Annotated in this window: 7 protein-coding genes; 6 read left to right on the forward strand and 1 reads right to left on the reverse strand. The window is 41.8% G+C overall.

Features of this window, described 5'->3' with window-relative positions:
• Positions 1-54 precede the first annotated feature (54 nt).
• The gene (locus ACPZ3T_RS08395; RefSeq protein ID WP_490275180.1) at positions 55-5,451 is read left to right on the forward strand and encodes a trifunctional serine/threonine-protein kinase/ATP-binding protein/sensor histidine kinase; all 5,397 of its coding nucleotides are present in this window, start codon (positions 55-57) and stop codon (positions 5,449-5,451) included.
• 369 nt (positions 5,452-5,820) lie between these two features.
• Here the strand turns inward: ACPZ3T_RS08395 and ACPZ3T_RS08400 are convergent, their stop codons facing one another.
• Positions 5,821-8,529: a U32 family peptidase gene (locus ACPZ3T_RS08400; protein ID WP_490275183.1), complete on the reverse strand. Its 2,709-nt coding sequence runs from the start codon at positions 8,527-8,529 to the stop codon at positions 5,821-5,823.
• Positions 8,530-9,225: 696 nt separating this feature from the next.
• Between ACPZ3T_RS08400 and ACPZ3T_RS08405 the strand changes: the two genes are divergently transcribed.
• The 5 genes from ACPZ3T_RS08405 (at position 9,226) to ACPZ3T_RS08425 (ending at position 17,401) form a co-directional block, all read left to right on the forward strand.
• Entirely contained in the window at positions 9,226-10,236 is a 1,011-nt protein-coding gene (locus tag ACPZ3T_RS08405) for an iron ABC transporter substrate-binding protein (RefSeq protein ID WP_490275185.1), read from the forward strand.
• A gap of 38 nt (positions 10,237-10,274) precedes the next feature.
• Positions 10,275-11,933: an ABC transporter permease gene (locus tag ACPZ3T_RS08410; protein WP_490275187.1), complete on the forward strand. Its 1,659-nt coding sequence runs from the start codon at positions 10,275-10,277 to the stop codon at positions 11,931-11,933.
• Positions 11,934-12,242: 309 nt separating this feature from the next.
• The gene (locus ACPZ3T_RS08415) at positions 12,243-13,349 is read left to right on the forward strand and encodes an ABC transporter ATP-binding protein (RefSeq protein WP_490275189.1); all 1,107 of its coding nucleotides are present in this window, start codon (positions 12,243-12,245) and stop codon (positions 13,347-13,349) included.
• Between the two features lie 40 nt (positions 13,350-13,389).
• On the forward strand, positions 13,390-14,130 hold the full coding sequence (locus ACPZ3T_RS08420) for a COG4280 domain-containing protein (RefSeq protein ID WP_490275191.1): 741 nt from the start codon (positions 13,390-13,392) through the stop codon (positions 14,128-14,130).
• A 262-nt stretch (positions 14,131-14,392) separates the two neighbouring features.
• Positions 14,393-17,401, forward strand: coding sequence for a beta-propeller fold lactonase family protein (locus ACPZ3T_RS08425; protein ID WP_490275193.1), 3,009 nt, complete (start codon positions 14,393-14,395; stop codon positions 17,399-17,401).
• The last annotated feature ends 163 nt before the right edge of the window (positions 17,402-17,564 follow it).

Raw genomic sequence — 17,564 nt, forward strand, 5'->3', positions numbered from 1 at the left:
TAAAACTTGGTAGGTATCTGGGAATAATAACTCTGGTATCTCATTTTTTTCAATATGATTAGTGTTCCCGGATATATCTTTAAAGAAGAACTTTACAACGGTTCTAGAACCTTAGTGTATCGAGCAGTTCGAGAAACTGACTTATTCCCTGTAGTTATTAAACTGCTAAAAAATCCCTATCCCAGCTTCCGGGAATTGGTACAATTTCGCAATCAATACACCATTGCTAAAAATCTCCAATTACCTGAAATTATCCAAATCTATAGCTTAGAACCATATCATAATGCTTATGCGTTAATTATGGAAGACTTTGGGGGCATATCTCTCAAAGAATGGGTGAATCAGTACGAAGCAAACTTATCTCTCAGTGATTTTTTATTAATAGCGATCGCCCTATGCCATACCTTAGATACACTCTATCGCGCTTACATTATTCATAAAGATATTAAACCAGCCAATATTTTAATTAATCCAAACACCAAACAAGTAAAATTAACTGATTTTAGTATTGCATCGTTATTATCGAAAGAAACTCAAAGCTTGATCAATCCCAATGTTTTAGAAGGGACATTAGCTTATATTTCTCCCGAACAAACGGGACGGATGAATCGGGGGATTGATTATCGTACAGACTTTTATTCTTTCGGTGTGACTTTTTATGAATTACTTACAGGAGAGTTACCATTTCCATCAAATGATCCAATGGAACTCATACATTATCATATTGCTAAAACTGCACCTTTAGTCAATGAAATTAATCCCAATATTCCCTTTGTCATCTCAAAAATAATTAATAAGTTGATGGCGAAAAATGCCGAAGACCGCTATCAAAGTGCTTTGGGATTAAAGTATGATTTAGAAAAATGCTTGTTTCAACTCAAAGAATTTGGCAGAATTGAAGATTTTACAATTGCCCAAAAAGATGTGTGCGATCGCTTCATTATTTCTGACAAACTTTATGGCAGGGAAACGGAAGTAACAACCCTACTACAAGCCTTTGATCGAGTCAGTCAGGGTGCAACGGAAATGATGCTAGTAGCAGGATTTTCCGGGATTGGTAAAACTGTTGTAGTCAACGAAGTTCATAAACCCATTGTCAAGCAACGGGGTTATTTTATTAAAGGTAAATTTGACCAATTTAACCGCAATATTCCCTTGAGTGGATTTGTACAAGCTTTTCGAGATTTAATGGGACAATTGTTAACAGAAAATGATGCTCAAATCCAGGCATATAAGCGACATATTTTAGCGGTTCTTGGTGAAAACGGACAGGTAATTATTGAAGTTATACCCGAATTAGAATGGATTATTGGGCAGCAACCACCCGCCATCGAATTACCAGGTAATGCTGCCCAAAACCGATTTAATTTATTATTTCAAAAGTTTGTGCAGGTATTCACAACTAAAGAACATCCCTTAGTCATATTTTTAGATGATTTGCAATGGGCAGATTCAGCATCTTTAAACTTGATGCAGTTGTTGATGAGTGAATCAGATAGCGCATATTTATTATTAATTGGCGCGTATCGAGACAATGAAGTTTCAGCCGCCCATCCCTTGATGCTAACTTTAGCTGAAATTATTAAGTATCAAGGCACAATAAATACTATTACCCTCACACCGTTGAGTAATCTGAGCTTAAATTTACTCGTGGCAGATACCCTCAAATGCTCACCAATAATTGCTCAACCATTAACTCAATTAGTATATCGAAAAACCGAGGGCAATCCATTTTTTAGTACGCAGTTTCTCAAGGCATTGTATGAAGATAAACTAATTACATTTGACTGGGAAGGGAGAAATTGGCAATGTGATATTAGTGCAGTCAAAGCCTTAGCAATTTCTCATGATGTAGTTGAATTTATGGCTGTGCAACTGCAAAAACTACCACCATCAACACAAAATATTTTGCAGCTAGCTGCTTGTATTGGGAATCAGTTTGATTTAAAAACATTAGCTTTAGTTTCTGAACAATCTATAGTAGAAACAGCAAATTGTTTATGGAATGCTTTGCAGTCAGGGTTGATTTTACCCCAGACGGAGATTTATAAGTTTTTTGTGAGTGCAGAAAACCAAGGTGTGAATCAAGAGAATGGAGAAATTTTTGTTTATAAATTCCTGCACGATCGCGTCCAACAAGCGGCTTACTCATTAATCCCAGAAGCGCAAAAACAGACAACCCATGTCAAAATCGGTCGTTTACTGTGGGAAAACACCCCAGAAGCCGAATTAGAGGAACAGGTTTTTGCGATCGCCAATCAGTTAAATATTGGCATTGAACAATTCCATGAACCAACAGAACGCCATGAACTATCCTGCTTAAATTTCATGGCTGGGAAAAAAGCCAAAGCTTCAATTGCATATAACGCTGCACTAGCTTACCTGAAAATCAGTATTCAATTACTATCCACTAACCCTTGGCAATCTGACTATGATTTCACCTTAAGCTTATATAACGAAGCTACCGAAGCCAGTTATCTCAGTGGCGAGTTGGACTTAATGGAAAACTTTGCTCAGGAAGTTTTACAACAAGCCAAAGCAGTCATTGATACAGCCAAAGTCTACGAAGTCAAAATTGATGCTTACACCTCCCAGGGTCAATTATTGGCAGCTATTGATACAGCCATGCAATTTTTGCAGCCAATGGGGATTGAGTTTCCCCAAACTCCCACAAATGGAGATTTTGTTGAGGGTTTACAAGCAATACAAACTCACCTCCAAGGTAAAACAGTAGCCGAGTTAGCTGATTTACCAGAGATGCAGAATCCAGAATTACGTACAGCGTTACGTGTGTTAGTGAAACTAACTACTCCTGCTTATATGGCAAAACCGGAACTTCATCGCTTGGTAGTGTTGAAGAAAGTTATTCTGTCCATACAATACGGAAATTGTTCTGCTTCTGCTTTAGGTTACTCAGGGTATGGACTCATGCTTTGTGGCCAGACAAATACTATCTCCACAGGCTATGAATTTGGTAAGTTAGCTTTGCAAATCCTGTCTAAGTTTCCAGAACGGGAATATGAAGGAATCATCATGTTTGTCGCTCATAATTTTATTATCCACTGGCAAGACCCAGTTAAAGCAACACTTCATCCTTTCCTACAAACCTATGCCAGTGCATTAAATAGTGGTGATTTGATCTATGCTGCTTATACAGCTTTTGGTTATTGCCAACACGCTTACTTTGCTGGTCAAGAATTAACTAAATTAGCTGATAATTTAGAAATTTATGGGACAGCAATGGAAAAAAATCATCAAAGAAACGCACTTAATTATAATAATATTTATCATCAAGTCGTCCTGAATTTAATCGAGCCGAAAACCAAGCCTTGGGAATTAGTTGGTAGAGCCTACAATGAAGAATCAATGCTAGCGTTAAATGAGGCAGCTAATGATGGTTCTGGTTTATGGCATTTCTTTGTAAATAAATTAATACTTTCCTATTTGTTTGAATCATTAGAAAATGCGGTGGAATATGCGCTTAAAGCTAAACAATATTCTGGTGCAGGATATGCAATGGCAAACATTCCATTGCTGAATTTTTATGATTCTCTAGTCCAACTAGCTTTATTTCCTAACGCATCACTCACACAACAACAGGAAATTTTACAGCAGGTAGCAGAAAATCAAGAGATACTGCAACAGTGGGCAAATTATGCACCCATGAATCAGTTACATCGATTTTATTTAGTGGAGGCGGAAAAGCATAGAGTTTTAGGTCATAAAACCACAGCAATGGAATTATACGACCTAGCTATTTCTCAAGCCACAGAAAGCGGCTATGTTCAAGACACTGCACTCAGCAATGAACTCGCTGGTAAATTCTTCCTCAACTGGGGTAAAGACAAAGTTGCTCAAGCATATATGCAAGAAGCATACTACTGCTATGCTCGTTGGGGTGCAAAAACTAAAGTAGAAGACTTAGAACAACGCTACCCAGAACTTCTGCGGCTGATTCTGCAACAAAAAACCCTCAAGCTAGATGTGGGAGAACGACTGATTAGTACAGTGAGATACACCAACTCAATTCAGTCCTCAACCCATTTTTCAAGTTCTTCTAGTAACAACAATTCAGAATTAGATTTTGACTCAATTGTGAAAGCTTCTCAAGCTATCTCTACCGCCATTCAGTTAGATGAACTAATTCAAAAGTTAACTCAGATTATTCTGGAAAATTCTGGTGCTGATAAGTGTGCGTTAATTCTGTGGCAGCATGAATCATGGCAAGTCAGAGCAATTACCACCCTAGAAAGCACAATATTACAAACCGCACCACTTGATCATCATCCTGGTGTACCAGTTGAGCTAATTCAGTATGTTAAAAATACTCTGGAAACAGTAGTCATTGATGATCTCAAAACTCCTCTACAGAACGTTATTGGGGAATATATGCACCGACATCAACCACAGAGTGTAATGTGTATGCCCATTTGCCATCAAGGGCAGTTATTGGGGATATTGTATTTAGAAAATAAAATAACAACAGGTGTATTTGTTGGCGATCGCCTTGATATACTCCAATTATTAACCTCTCAAGCTGCCATTTCCCTAGAAAATGCCCTCCTCTACAACACCCTAGAGCAGAAAGTCGAGCAGCGCACCCAAGAACTACATCATAAAAATCAGCAACTTTCCCAGACTCTCCAAGAATTACAACATACTCAAGCCCAATTAATTCACGCTGAAAAAATGTCAAGTTTAGGAGAAATGGTAGCGGGAATTGCCCATGAAATTAATAACCCAATTAGCTTTATTTACGGGAATATTACATATCTGCAAGAGTATTTTCATGAATTACTTGATGGTCTTCATCTTTATCAGCAACAATATCCCGTACCTACTATTGAGATTAAAAATTATCTCAAAAAAATAGATTTAGATTACATAATCGACGACGTAGCCAAACTACTAAACTCAATGCAGCATGGTAGTGAACGGATTCAAAATATTGTTTTATCCCTGCGAAATTTTGCCCGTCTTGATGAATCAGACAACAAACACGTCAATATTCATGAAGGTATTGAAAACACACTATTAATTGTACAACATCGACTCCATCAAGTTAGAATCATCAAGAACTATAGTGATCTACCATTCGTCAATTGCCACGCTAAACAAATTAATCAGGTGATTCTGAATATTTTGAATAATTCGATTGATGCTTTAAACGGCGAAGACATAACAAATCCTACCATTACCATTAGTACCACCATTATTAGCAATACATCAATTCCCAGTGTGAGTATTCGCATTGCTGATAATGGTACTGGCATTTCTGAGGAGGTGCAAAAACGAGTATTTGACCCCTTCTTTACTACAAAACCTGTTGGTAAAGGAACAGGTCTAGGATTAGCCGTAGCTTACTCTATTGTGTCTACTCATAATGGAAAAATTAATCTTGTTTCCCAATTAGGAAAAGGCACAGAATTTGAGATTATTTTGCCCGTTTAAAATTTAGTCGTGTGAAGATATTGTAATTTTGAATTAAATGAGTAATGAGTAATGAGTAATGAGTAATGAGTAATGAGTAATGAGTAATAAGTAATAAGTAATGAGTAATAAGTAATAAGTAATGAGTAATGAGTAATGAGTAATGAGTAATGAGTAATAAGTAATATAGCGTTTTCTAGTCTGCTGAGATACAAATCTCTGCGTACCTCTGCGCTTTACTCTGCGCTCCTCTGCGTTTCAAAATATTATCTGTACCTCACTTAACTGGCAATCGCTATCAGACTTATAGCCTCACGCACCAACCATCAATTGTGAAACTTGGCTTGGTACTGATAAGGACTAAAGTCCTTACTACGAACCTTTGATTAATTATCTTAATGGGCCGCGAGTTACACCTAATTGACTTTGTAACTTCAACTCGCGCCAGAGTTGAGAACCTGTAATTTCACCTGTTAATAAATGACAGTATCGCTGTATAGTTTTAGTTACCTGTTCTGGTGTTTCATTCACAAACTCAATGCGGAAGTGACGCAATCCTAACTCAATCAAACGCTGTACGTATTCTGCTCCAGTTTGGGCAGTACCATTAAATACAGTGTTGCGACAACCAGCATCAGCTTGCAAAATGTGTTCACTACCGACGCGATCGCGCAATTTTACTTCATGTTTTTCGCAAGGTCTGCCACAATTAGTATAGTCTGTCCCCTCAGAGAGAAATGCACAAAATACACAGTGTTCCATGTGGAACATCGGCATATGTTGATGAATTGTCACCTCAAACCATTCTGTAGGGGAATTTGTGAGTAAGTCTTCTAGTTGGGTAATATTCAAGTCATAAGATGCTGTCAGACGTTCCAAACTATAACGCTGTTTGAAATAGTCTGCTGTTAAAGGGTTCGCAACGTTGAGGGAAAAATCACCAATACAACGGTCGGCGGCGAAAAATTCCAATTGGTCGTAATTCCGCACCAAATAACCATCAGCCTCAGAAGCCCGTACTTGTTGCAAAATCCAATTTTCCCCAGGCTTAGTAATGCGGGGAGGAGCAACCCAAATACTGGGGATTGGGGATTGGGGATTGGGGATTGGGGACTGGGGACTGGGGATTGGGGATTGGGGACTGGGGGAGGAATTACTTCCTTGTCTCCCTTGTCCCCCTTGTCTCCCTTGTCCCCCTTGTCTTCCTTGTCCCCCTTGTCTTCCTTGTCCCCCTTGTCCCCCTTGTCCCCCTTGTCTTCCTTGTCCCCCCTCACGGAATAACCGCACTGCTTCCCGATAAGCGCGGGGGTCTTCAAATTCACAGTACAGTGTCTCGACTCCAGCATTAATTGCGGCTTGGAGTTGTTTGAGGTTACGGACTAGAACGATGAGTGAAGGAGATACAGGAGATGGGGCAGATTTTGGGGGGAGTAGGTCTTTAAAAGTGGCTTGGGGATTTAGTTCCCAGCGTTTGGGTTGAGAGCGTAATTCTTGTAATTGGGTGACAATTTCCCGGCGTATCCGGTTTAATTCACTCACGGGTAACATTACCTTACCACTGAGATGATTGGTTAATATTCCCAAACGAAAGGGGGTGTTACCAAGACGACCAAACTGTTCTTTGAGGCGTTCTGTATCTAAGGGTTTAGTGTGGGCTTCTACCAGTGTAATTTCTGATTCTACTTTAACGATGTTACCAAGTTGATCACGAGCGATCGCAATTAATCCCTCCCCCACTTCGCCATAAATTTCTACATCAATGGGACGCTGAAATTGTGGATTTTCCCCAGCGAAAGTCTGACGCAGTTGTTTATCTAATTCTGGGTCGCTAGTCTTCCACAACTTATCACCGACATGAACACGGCGAAAGTTGACATTCCCTCGTCCAAAGGTCAAAATTGCATTTTCACCTTTATTTATCACCTCATAAACTCGCCCGCCTTCTTCCTTCGCTTCTGGATGACCACAATCAAACACCACACCATCCCCAGGCTTCAGGGGTGCGGTTAATTGCACCGTCACCTGTTCATTGCGAATGCGGGTAACTTCCCCTAAATAAACCCCCCGTTTCTTCCCAAACCGTGCATGAACTAATTCTTGATTATTAATTCCCGCAAACCAACCTGTGTAAAGTCCACGAGAAAACGCCATCTCCAAATCGTAGCTTTCTTGACCTCTCCCCCGACCCCTCTCCGACGCGGAGAGGGGAGCTTTTATCCCTTCCCTAGTAGGGGTTAGGGGGTTAGGTCTTACCAATTCCTCCATCACCCGATCTAGTGCTTGACGATAAACACGAGTAACATTAGCAACATACTCCGGTGCTTTGAGACGACCTTCAATTTTGAGACTAGTTACCCCAGACTTAACTAAATCCGGTAATACTTCCAAACCGGCTAAATCTTGAGGACTGAGTAAATATTTGCGATCGCCTAAATCTATAATTTCCTCATCAGCAATTAAATCATAGGGCATTCGGCAAGCTTGCGCGCATTCACCCCGATTCGCTGAACGTCCGCCTAAAGCTTCACTCGTTAAACATTGACCAGAATACGCCACACACAACGCACCATGTACAAATACCTCCAGTGGTAGTGCAGCCCCACGCTGGGCAATTTGCTGCTCAATTTTGTTAATCTCTTTGATGGAACATTCACGGGCTAATACTACCAACTGACAACCGAGAGACTTGGCAAATTCTACTCCAGCCGCACTGGTGACAGTCATTTGAGTTGAGGCGTGAATGGGGAAATCTGGCGATAGGTGACGAATCAACCGACAGATACCCACATCTTGAACTATGATTGCATCTACACCAGCCGCGATAATTGTGCGGAGATATTGCTGTGCTTCTGGTAGTTCTTGCGGGAAAATTAGAGTATTGACGGTGACATAACCTTTGACACCGCGACGGTGCAGGAAGGTCATTAATTCGGGTAAATCAGCTTCAGTAAAATTTTGCGCCCGCATTCTGGCGTTAAATCTATCTAATCCAAAATAAATTGCATCCGCACCATTTTCTACAGCCGCTTTTGCACACTCCCAGTTACCAGCAGGTGCAAGAATTTCAGGACGTAATGGTTGAGAATTAGCAATTTCCATTGGGTTGAATAGCTGACACGGATTTATGATTTTAACTCAATATATCAATTGGCGTTGCATAATTGTTGGGGGTTTGTCTCACGCAGAGGCGCAGAGACAAACCAGTGCGTTGGGCGGCTCCGCCGACTTGTTCGCGTAGCGTCTCGTAGAGAAGCAACTGGCGTGCAGCTGAGAGGGTGACAATCTACCTTAAAAGCCTTATGCAGTAAGGATTATAGAAGAGTTAGTGACAAAAAGATAAAAGTAAATCTAAAACCTTACTCAACGAAAAAATAAGACTTTTGGATGGAGGTTATTGATAATAGAATCAATAAGCCACGGAAATGATATTGATCTTTTTATGGCACATTCGGTTAAAATCCTTGCTGTGTCTTATGTTCAGAGGTTTTCGTCACCCCCTCAGCTATGTGGGAGTAGTACGTACTACTTTCTCTTTCTAGCCCAACATCACTTGAGAGAAAAACTCTCGCCACAACATTTGTTCTAGCCTCTCTAAAAAAGAAGGAACGTTAAGCGGCGAGGGAAATTCCCTAGCATTCTTAACCTGGGGAATTTCTAAATTTAACTTACACATCTATTTGGCCTAACCTATCCTTACCAAAATCAAGCGTTAATCCTTTACAGATTACTAGTACTGACAAAACTTGGTTATAGAAATTCACATCTAATTCTGAATCTGTCATCTGAGGTGATTTCATGGTTTCACATCAATTGCGGCAAATTTCTACGGCAATTACTGCCATATTTTTGGGTTGTGGAGTGGGAATAGCGATCGCCGGTACCCCAAAAACACTGACAGTTTATTCCGGGCGAGACGAAGAAATTATGCGCCCCCTCATTGAGAAAGCGAAGAGAGATTTAGGACTAAATATAGAAGTCCGCTATGGTGATTCTACAGAATTAGCGATCGCTCTCATCGAAGAAGGCAAAAATAGTCGTGCAGATATATTTTACGGTCAAGATGCTGGTTCTTTAGGTGCGATCGCCAGAGAAAAAATCACTGTCACTCTTCCCAACCAATTGCTTAACAAAGTTCATTCTCGATTTCGCTCCTCTACAGGACAATGGGTAGGTATTTCCGGCAGAGCGCGGGTAATTGATTATAATACTCAGCTTGTCAAAGCCAATGAACTGCCCCAAAGTGTGATGCAACTGAGCGATCCCAAATGGCGCGGTAAAGTTGGCTGGGCCCCGACAAACGGCTCTTTTCTGTCGTTTGTGACTGCAATGCGGTTGATGGAGGGTGATCAAAAAACCCTAGCATGGTTAAAAGCGATGAAAGCCAACAATGCGAAAGCCTACCCAAAAAATAGCGCGATCGTGGAAGCTTTAGGCAGGGGAGAAATTGCCTTGGGATTAGTGAATAACTATTATCTATATCGGTTTACCACCAAGAATCCTAAATTTCCTGTCGCTATCCACTATACAAAAGGTGATGCAGGTTCTTTAATTAATGTTGCAGGTTTAGCAGTCCTCAAAACCACTGATCAACAGAGTGATGCAGAAAAGTTTGTGGCTTATATGCTCAAACCCGAAATTCAAAAGTTCATCACCGAGAATTTTTACGAATATCCCTTAGTTACAGGTATTCCTGTAGCGCAAAAGCAATTACCCCTTAAGCAATTGCAACCTCCCAAACTTGATTTAAGTAATTTATCTGATCTCAAAGGCACGATGTCTTTAATTCAACAAGCAGGTTTGTTGTAACTGCTGACTTTTGGTTGTTGACTATTGACGGGTAACTCATGACTAAAACTCATCCACCGTTATTTTTGGTAGTTACAGCTGGATTGATTGCTGTAGCTATCACTTTACCTTTGACTTATTTAGTCATCAGGATGTCAGCTGTGGGTGGGGAAGAGTTGTGGAATTTGGTGTTGCGTCCCCGGACTTTGGAGGTGGTGTTTAATAGTGTGGGTGTGGCTGTAGTTAGTACCATACTAGCAACAGCGATCGCAGTGCCTCTGGCTTTTCTCACACTCCGCACAGATTTACCGGGGAGGCGATTTTGGCTGATGGTGACGACACTACCTTTAGCAATACCAGATTATGTGGGTAGTTTTGCTTTGATTGCGGCTTTCGGCCCGAAAGGAAGTTGGTTGCAACTCTGGTTAGCACCTTTGGGAGTGGAAAGTTTACCAGAAATCTATGGTTGGACTGGGGCAATTTTAGGACTAACGCTGTTTTCCTATCCCTACTTACTCCTCAGTGTTAATGCTGCTTTGCAAGGTATCGATCCCGCAATGGAAGAAGCAGCGCGCAGTTTGGGTTGGAATCAATGGGAAACCTTCTGGTGTATGACTTTACCTGCATTACGTCCAGCCATTCTGGCGGGAGGATTACTAGTAGCCCTCAACGCCTTGCAGGATTTTGGTACAACTTCCGTGATGCGATTTGATACTTTTACAAGGGCAATTTTTTTGCAATACCGTTATACATTTGATCGTCATCAGGCGGCGGCGTTGGCGTTAATGCTGGTGGGTTTGGTGTTGCTGTTGCTGTGGCTGGAATATCAGATGCGATCGCCTTTGACGGGGCGTAGTTCATCACGGGCTACATATTATAGTCGTGGTCATAAATCTTACTCTCTCCCAGTCTTGATACATCTAGGATGGTGGAAAATCCCCGCCATGTTGTTTTGTTTGGGGATTACTAGCTTAGGTTTATTCTTACCTTTGGCTGTTACCTTGTTTTGGTTGGTACAAGGGTTAACCAGTCCAGATGCAGCACAAATTTTTGCTTGGTCACAACTGATACAACTAGGTTGGAACTCAATTGTAGCTGCTGGATTGGCTGCGATCGCTGCTACTATTTGCGCCATTCCTGTGGCCATCTTGGTAGTACGCTTTCCCAACCGCATCACCACAGCCATTGAACGCTGTACCTATATTGGTTTTGGCTTACCTGGAATTGTAGTGGCTTTTGCACTGGTATTTTGGGGAGCAAATTATTTGCCTTGGTTATATCAAACCTTACCAATGCTGGTATTTGCTTATGTAGTCTTATTCCTTTCTCAGTCTGTCGGAACTGTGCGGAGTTCGCTCCTACAAGTCAATCCCCAATTAGAGGAATCAGCCAGGAGTTTAGGGAGAAAACCAGGGCAAACTTTTTGCGAAATTACCTTACCACTGGTAACACCTGGAATATTAGGCGGAGCAGCATTAATATTTCTCAAAGCCATGAAAGAATTACCTGCAACCTTGCTATTAGCTCCCATTGGTTTTAATACCCTAGCCACTCAAATTTGGAAAGCTACAGAAAATGTTTCCTACACTCAAGCATCGGTGGCTGCATTAATTATGTTAGTCATCTCTTTGAGTTCAACCTTCTTGGTTTTATCTCACAATCGTTATCAACAACTTATTCCAGAAATGCGGCGGAGTTTGCAAAGGGAGGTGGATTAACCTGGATTTCTCACAAGTGAGAAATCCAGGCAGCGTAGGGAGTGTGGGGAGAGAGGGGAGTGTGGGGGGCAAGGTTTCTTCCCCATCCTCCCACACCTCCCACACCTCCTACCCTTCCCACACTTATGTGAGAAATCCGGGATTAAGAATAAGGGTGTAGGGGAATATGTATCATCTTTTGAGGCTGATGTTTCTCGTTTCAAACCAAAACATTCTCGTCTAAATCATCATGTTCTGATTTCATGATCTTTCTCATCCCAATTACCCATTGTTCCGATAAGCCCTAATAAAAAAAACCCACAACCAAAGATGAAAATTTCCCTTCCCAATCCCCAATCAAGAACCACCACCACAGCAGCAATATTAAAGTTGCAGAATGTCTCTCTCAAGTTTACCCAGATGGAAGTTCCGGCAGTGGATGGGGTGAGTTTGGCGTTAGCACCTGGGGATGTGTTGGGGTTACTAGGGCCTTCTGGATGTGGGAAAACTACTCTCTTACGGATTATTGCTGGGTTTGAGTTACCACAAGCGGGGACTATAGAGATTGGTGGACAATTAGTTGCAGGTCATGGGAATTGGCTACCACCAGAAAAACGTCATGTGGGGATGCTGTTTCAAGATTATGCTTTATTTCCCCATTTGACGGTAGCTGAAAATATTGGCTTTGGTTTACGAAGTGGGAGAAAAAGCGATCGCCATCAACGTATTGCAGAGTTACTCACACTAGTCAGACTCACCGGAATCGAAAATCGCTATCCTCATGAATTATCTGGAGGACAACAACAACGGGTAGCATTAGCAAGGGCTTTAGCTCCCCAACCACAACTTTTACTATTAGATGAACCTTTGAGTAATCTTGATTTACAAGTGCGGCTAAAGTTACGTGAGGAAGTACTAGCAATTCTCAAACATCAAGGGATATCAAGTATTTTTGTTACCCATGATCAACAAGAAGCACTAGCGATCGCTGATCAAGTGGCAGTCATGCGGCATGGTAAATTAGAGCAAATAGGCACACCAGAAGCAATTTACACTCAACCAGCCTCTCGCTTTGTTGCTGAATTTGTCACCCAAGCCAACTTTTTACCGGCACAGTTACAAGGTAATTGTTGGGTAACAGAAATCGGATGTTTCCCCGCAACCACTCAGATTTCTCCAGACACGGCAGATTTAATGATCCGCGAACAAGACATAATTTTGCAACCAGCCAGTGATGGTGCAATGAAGATTGCAACACGTTTCTTTTTAGGAAATGAATACCGATACAGTTTGTCTACTCCTGCCGGTAACAAATTATATGCCAGAACGCCCACCAGCATAGCTCTACCCATCGGTACACAAGTCAATGTGTCTTTAACGACAACAGCAACTTTAAAGTTCTTTGAGAGCCAATCAGTGATTGTAGAGAAGGGATGAATCACATCTGCAAAACATTCTATCTAGTGAGGAAAAATAGATGAATTGGGAAATTGTGCTTGCGAGTTTTGCCAGTTCTTTAATAGAACTAGTTGAAATTCTTGGTATAGTTATCGTTGTGGGTAGGTTAGCAGGTTGGCGCAATGCCTTAGTTGGTTCAAGTGGGGGTATTGGCTTAACTCTACTGCTATCTCTAGTTTTAGGCAAAAGTTTAACACTAATTCCTGTAGATATTCTCAGAATTGTGGCCGGAGTTTTACTATTACTATTTGGGCAAAAATGGACACGTTCCATTGTGAGATATTATGCCGGACTGCCCAAAAAGCCTAAAGGTGGCGGCGAAGATAGCCTCGAAGAACAACTAGCCAAAGATGAGAATGAATCTGGCTGGAACTGGTTTGCAGTTGTCACCACCTTTAAAGGTGCATTGCTAGATAGTGTAGAAGTAGCGATCGCTGTTGTAACATTAGGTGCGGCTGAAAGTCGATGGCTAGAAGCTTTGAGCGGTGCTGGTTTAGCCACATTCGGTTTATTAATCTTGGCTGTACTATTTAGAACCCCACTCCAGCAAGTACCTGTCAAACCGATGAAATTTGTCGCTGCAATGTTACTGATGGGGTTTGGTGTTTACTGGCTAGGTGCAGGATTAAATTTAGCATGGCCTGGTGGACACTGGGCCATAATTTGGTTGCCTTTAGCTTGGGGTGTTGGTATGGCTAGTGTCTCAGCAATTTGGCGGTGGCGAATTAGTTTAAACACACCAGAACAAGCGATTGGGTAAGTATCTATACTAGTGGGAATTTGAGGCACGCGATCGCCCGAAATTTCGGTTTTACATCATTGCGTGCCTTTTTCTTACGAACTTTGATGGGGATTTCCTTTTACTACTCCTCTGTGCATGAGCCAAATTTTATAGGGACATCAAATTTTTAACATTTCGTCAAGAACGAGAACCCCTTAAGTAACCTCACCTTACTCTATCCTTAACTAACAACCAGAAACATTGGCTAAGTAGGCAACAAATTGATTTGTGAGAACGGCCAATGCTCAATTTTAAGCGTAAGCGATATCTCCTTTTGAGCCTGCTGGTTGCAGTAGCCATAGTAGTTAGTAGTGTACAAATAGTTACAGCTCAACTTGCTACTAGCCGTGTTGGTGATTTACCTGAAGGTGGCGCATTACTCCCCACCGGTCAAGTGATTACTCCCAAAGCTGCGCCAGGCTCAACTTTTGCACCTCTAGCTACTGGGTTGCGTACAGACAATAATGCAGACGCGGCAGAAGCTGTCACAACCACACTCAGCCCTGATGGTAAAACACTTTTAGTTTTAACCAGTGGCTATAATCTCAATTTTAGAGATCAAAATACTGGTGCGAATCTCACCTATCCAGTTTTAGACCCAGTAACAGGTCAACCCACTAGCACCACAACTCGTAAAGCCGAATGGGTTTTCGTGTTTGATGTCAGTAGTGGCAAATTAGTTAAACGCCAACAAATCAATATTCCTAACACCTACAATGGTTTAGCGTGGGCAAAAGATGGCTCACGTTTTTATGTATCCGGTGGTATTGACGATCGCGTTTATAGTTACGCTTTCAATGGTAGTCAATTTGTCCCCGATGCACCGTTTATTCTCTTGGGTCACAACTCTAACCAAACTGCACCCTTCCCCAGCTACGACGGTGGTTTATTAAAGGGAACACCCGTTAGTGCAGCCGCTACAGGTGCAGTAGTTGCTGGTTTGGCTGTCAGTCAAGATGGCAATACTTTAGTGGCGGCTAACTTTGAAAATGACTCTATCTCATTAGTTAACACTACAAATCGTCAAGTAACTCAAGAAATTAAATTCTTCAAACCCGGCGATAGAATAGCCACAGGGGAATTTCCCTTTGATGTTGCCCTCAAGAGTTTTAGTAATGGTGCAGCCGGCAAAGTTTTTGTCAGCAGTCAACGCGATAATGAAGTTGTAGCTGTTGATATTGCTTCTGGGACAATTACCCGCATTTCAGTAGGTAGCCAACCCAACAAAATTTTACTGTCTGCCGACCAAAATAAACTCTATGTCGCTAACGGTAACAGTGACACAATTTCTGTGATTGATACCAACAGCAACAGTGTTGTTCAAACTATCTCTTTATCTCGACCCAACGATAAATACAAAGGCGCAAGTCCTAACTCCCTGGCTCTCAGTCCTGATGAACGGAGACTTTATACTACCTTAGCGGGTGAAAATGCCGTTGCTGTTGTCGATTTGCGTTCTGGTCGGGTAACTGGACGCATCCCAACTGGTTGGTATCCCAATTCTGTCAGTGTGAGCAAAGATGGGAAAAAGCTGTTTGTGGTGAACGCCAAGAGTAATTCTGGTCCCAACCCTTCCAATAACCGCACTACAGCCGCCGGCCAAGCCCGTAACACTACTTTTAGAAATGAGTATAACTGGGCTTTAGAAAAAGCTGGCATTGCAGTAATTCCCGTTCCCACTGGCGGAACTTTAGCTTCTCTGTCTCGCCAGGTAGACAAAAACAACGGTTTCGATAACCGTCGTCCTGACCGGACAATGAAGTTTTTGCAAGGGAAGATTAAGCACGTGATTTATGTGCTGAAGGAAAACCGCACCTATGACCAAGTTCTCGGCGATTTAGCCATTGGTAACGGTGACCCTGGCTTAACTTTATTCCCCGAACCTATTTCACCCAACCATCACAAACTGGCTTTAGATTTTGTCACCTTTGATAACTTCTATGATTCTGGTGAGTCTAGCGGTGTGGGTTGGAACTGGTCTACCTACGGACGCACTACCGATTACACTGAAAAAACCCAATCAGTCCTCTACGGTAATGCAGGATTTAGCGGTCTGACCTACGATTATGAAGGTACTAACCGTAATATTAATATTGCTTTACCGCCAACTAATTCTAACGCCTCTCAATTCAATGCACGGGTGACAGGAGTTTTAGATCCTTCTGGTCAATCGTCAATTTTACCGGGAAATCAAGACGTTAACGCTCCCGCCGGCGATGGTGAACTATCACCTAATGCTGTGGGTGGTTATCTTTGGGATGCAGCGTTACGCGCTGGTAAGACTGTACGCAATTATGGTTTCTACGTTGATGGGAACTACAGCACCAGTCAAGCCGATGCCACAAAACCAGACCCCAACAACCCCCTTTATATCCCCATTTCTCCCACACCTGCGGCTGATAACATTCAGCAAGCTGTGGCAGCAAAAACTGTGTTGTTGGATAAAACCGACATTTATTTCCGGGGTTATGACCAGAAAGAACCGGATATTTATCTCTACAATGAGTTTGCGCGAGATATTGATCGCTATTTAGCTAGAAATACCCTGCCTAACTTAACAATGGTACGTTTACCTCATGACCACTTCGGCGATTTTGCTAATGCTGTGGCTGGGGTGAATACTGTACCACTGCAAATGGCTGATAATGATTACGCCGTTGGTTTGTTAGTGGAGAAAATTTCCAAATCTCCAGTGTGGAAAGAAACTGCGATCGTGATTTTAGAGGATGATTGTCAAAATGGCCCTGACCATGTAGACAGCCATCGTTCTGTCGCCTACATCATTTCACCTTATACTAAGCGTAAAGCACTCATTAGCACTAACTACAACACAGTTAGCATAGTGCGAACAATGGAGGATTTATTGGGAATCGGCTATTTAGGTATGAATGATGCTAATGCCAAGCCGATGTCAGATGCTTTTACCAGAGAACCCGACTTTACACCTTATACTGCAATCGTACCTGGTAACTTATGTCAAGCTCCTGTAGATCCTAACCTTGTTCCAGCTTGCAATGATCCTAATGTCCAAAAGACTGCGGCTCTACCATCTTTGCATAATCATCAATGGTGGGCGCAAGCAACTAAAGGCTTCTACTTTGAAGTTGAAGATAAGGTAGATCCTGAGAAATTTAACCGCGTAATTTGGGCTGGAATTAAAGGTGATGATGTACCTTATCCCACAGAACGTAGTCATGCTGACTTGCGACACAATCGCGCTCAATTATTAGGAAATCACGCACACTCCTAAGAGATTTCTGGAGAGATTTGCTTGTGATTTAAGTATTTATTGAACCACATAAATCCCTTTGAAATAGGGATTTATGTGCTTAAAACCACATTCTGCACTCGGCAAAAAGATGTGTGTAAAAACTAGCTTGAAAATGGCATAAATGGAATCAAACTTCCTTTTT

This window comes from Aliinostoc maniaoense, from assembly GCF_058172895.1.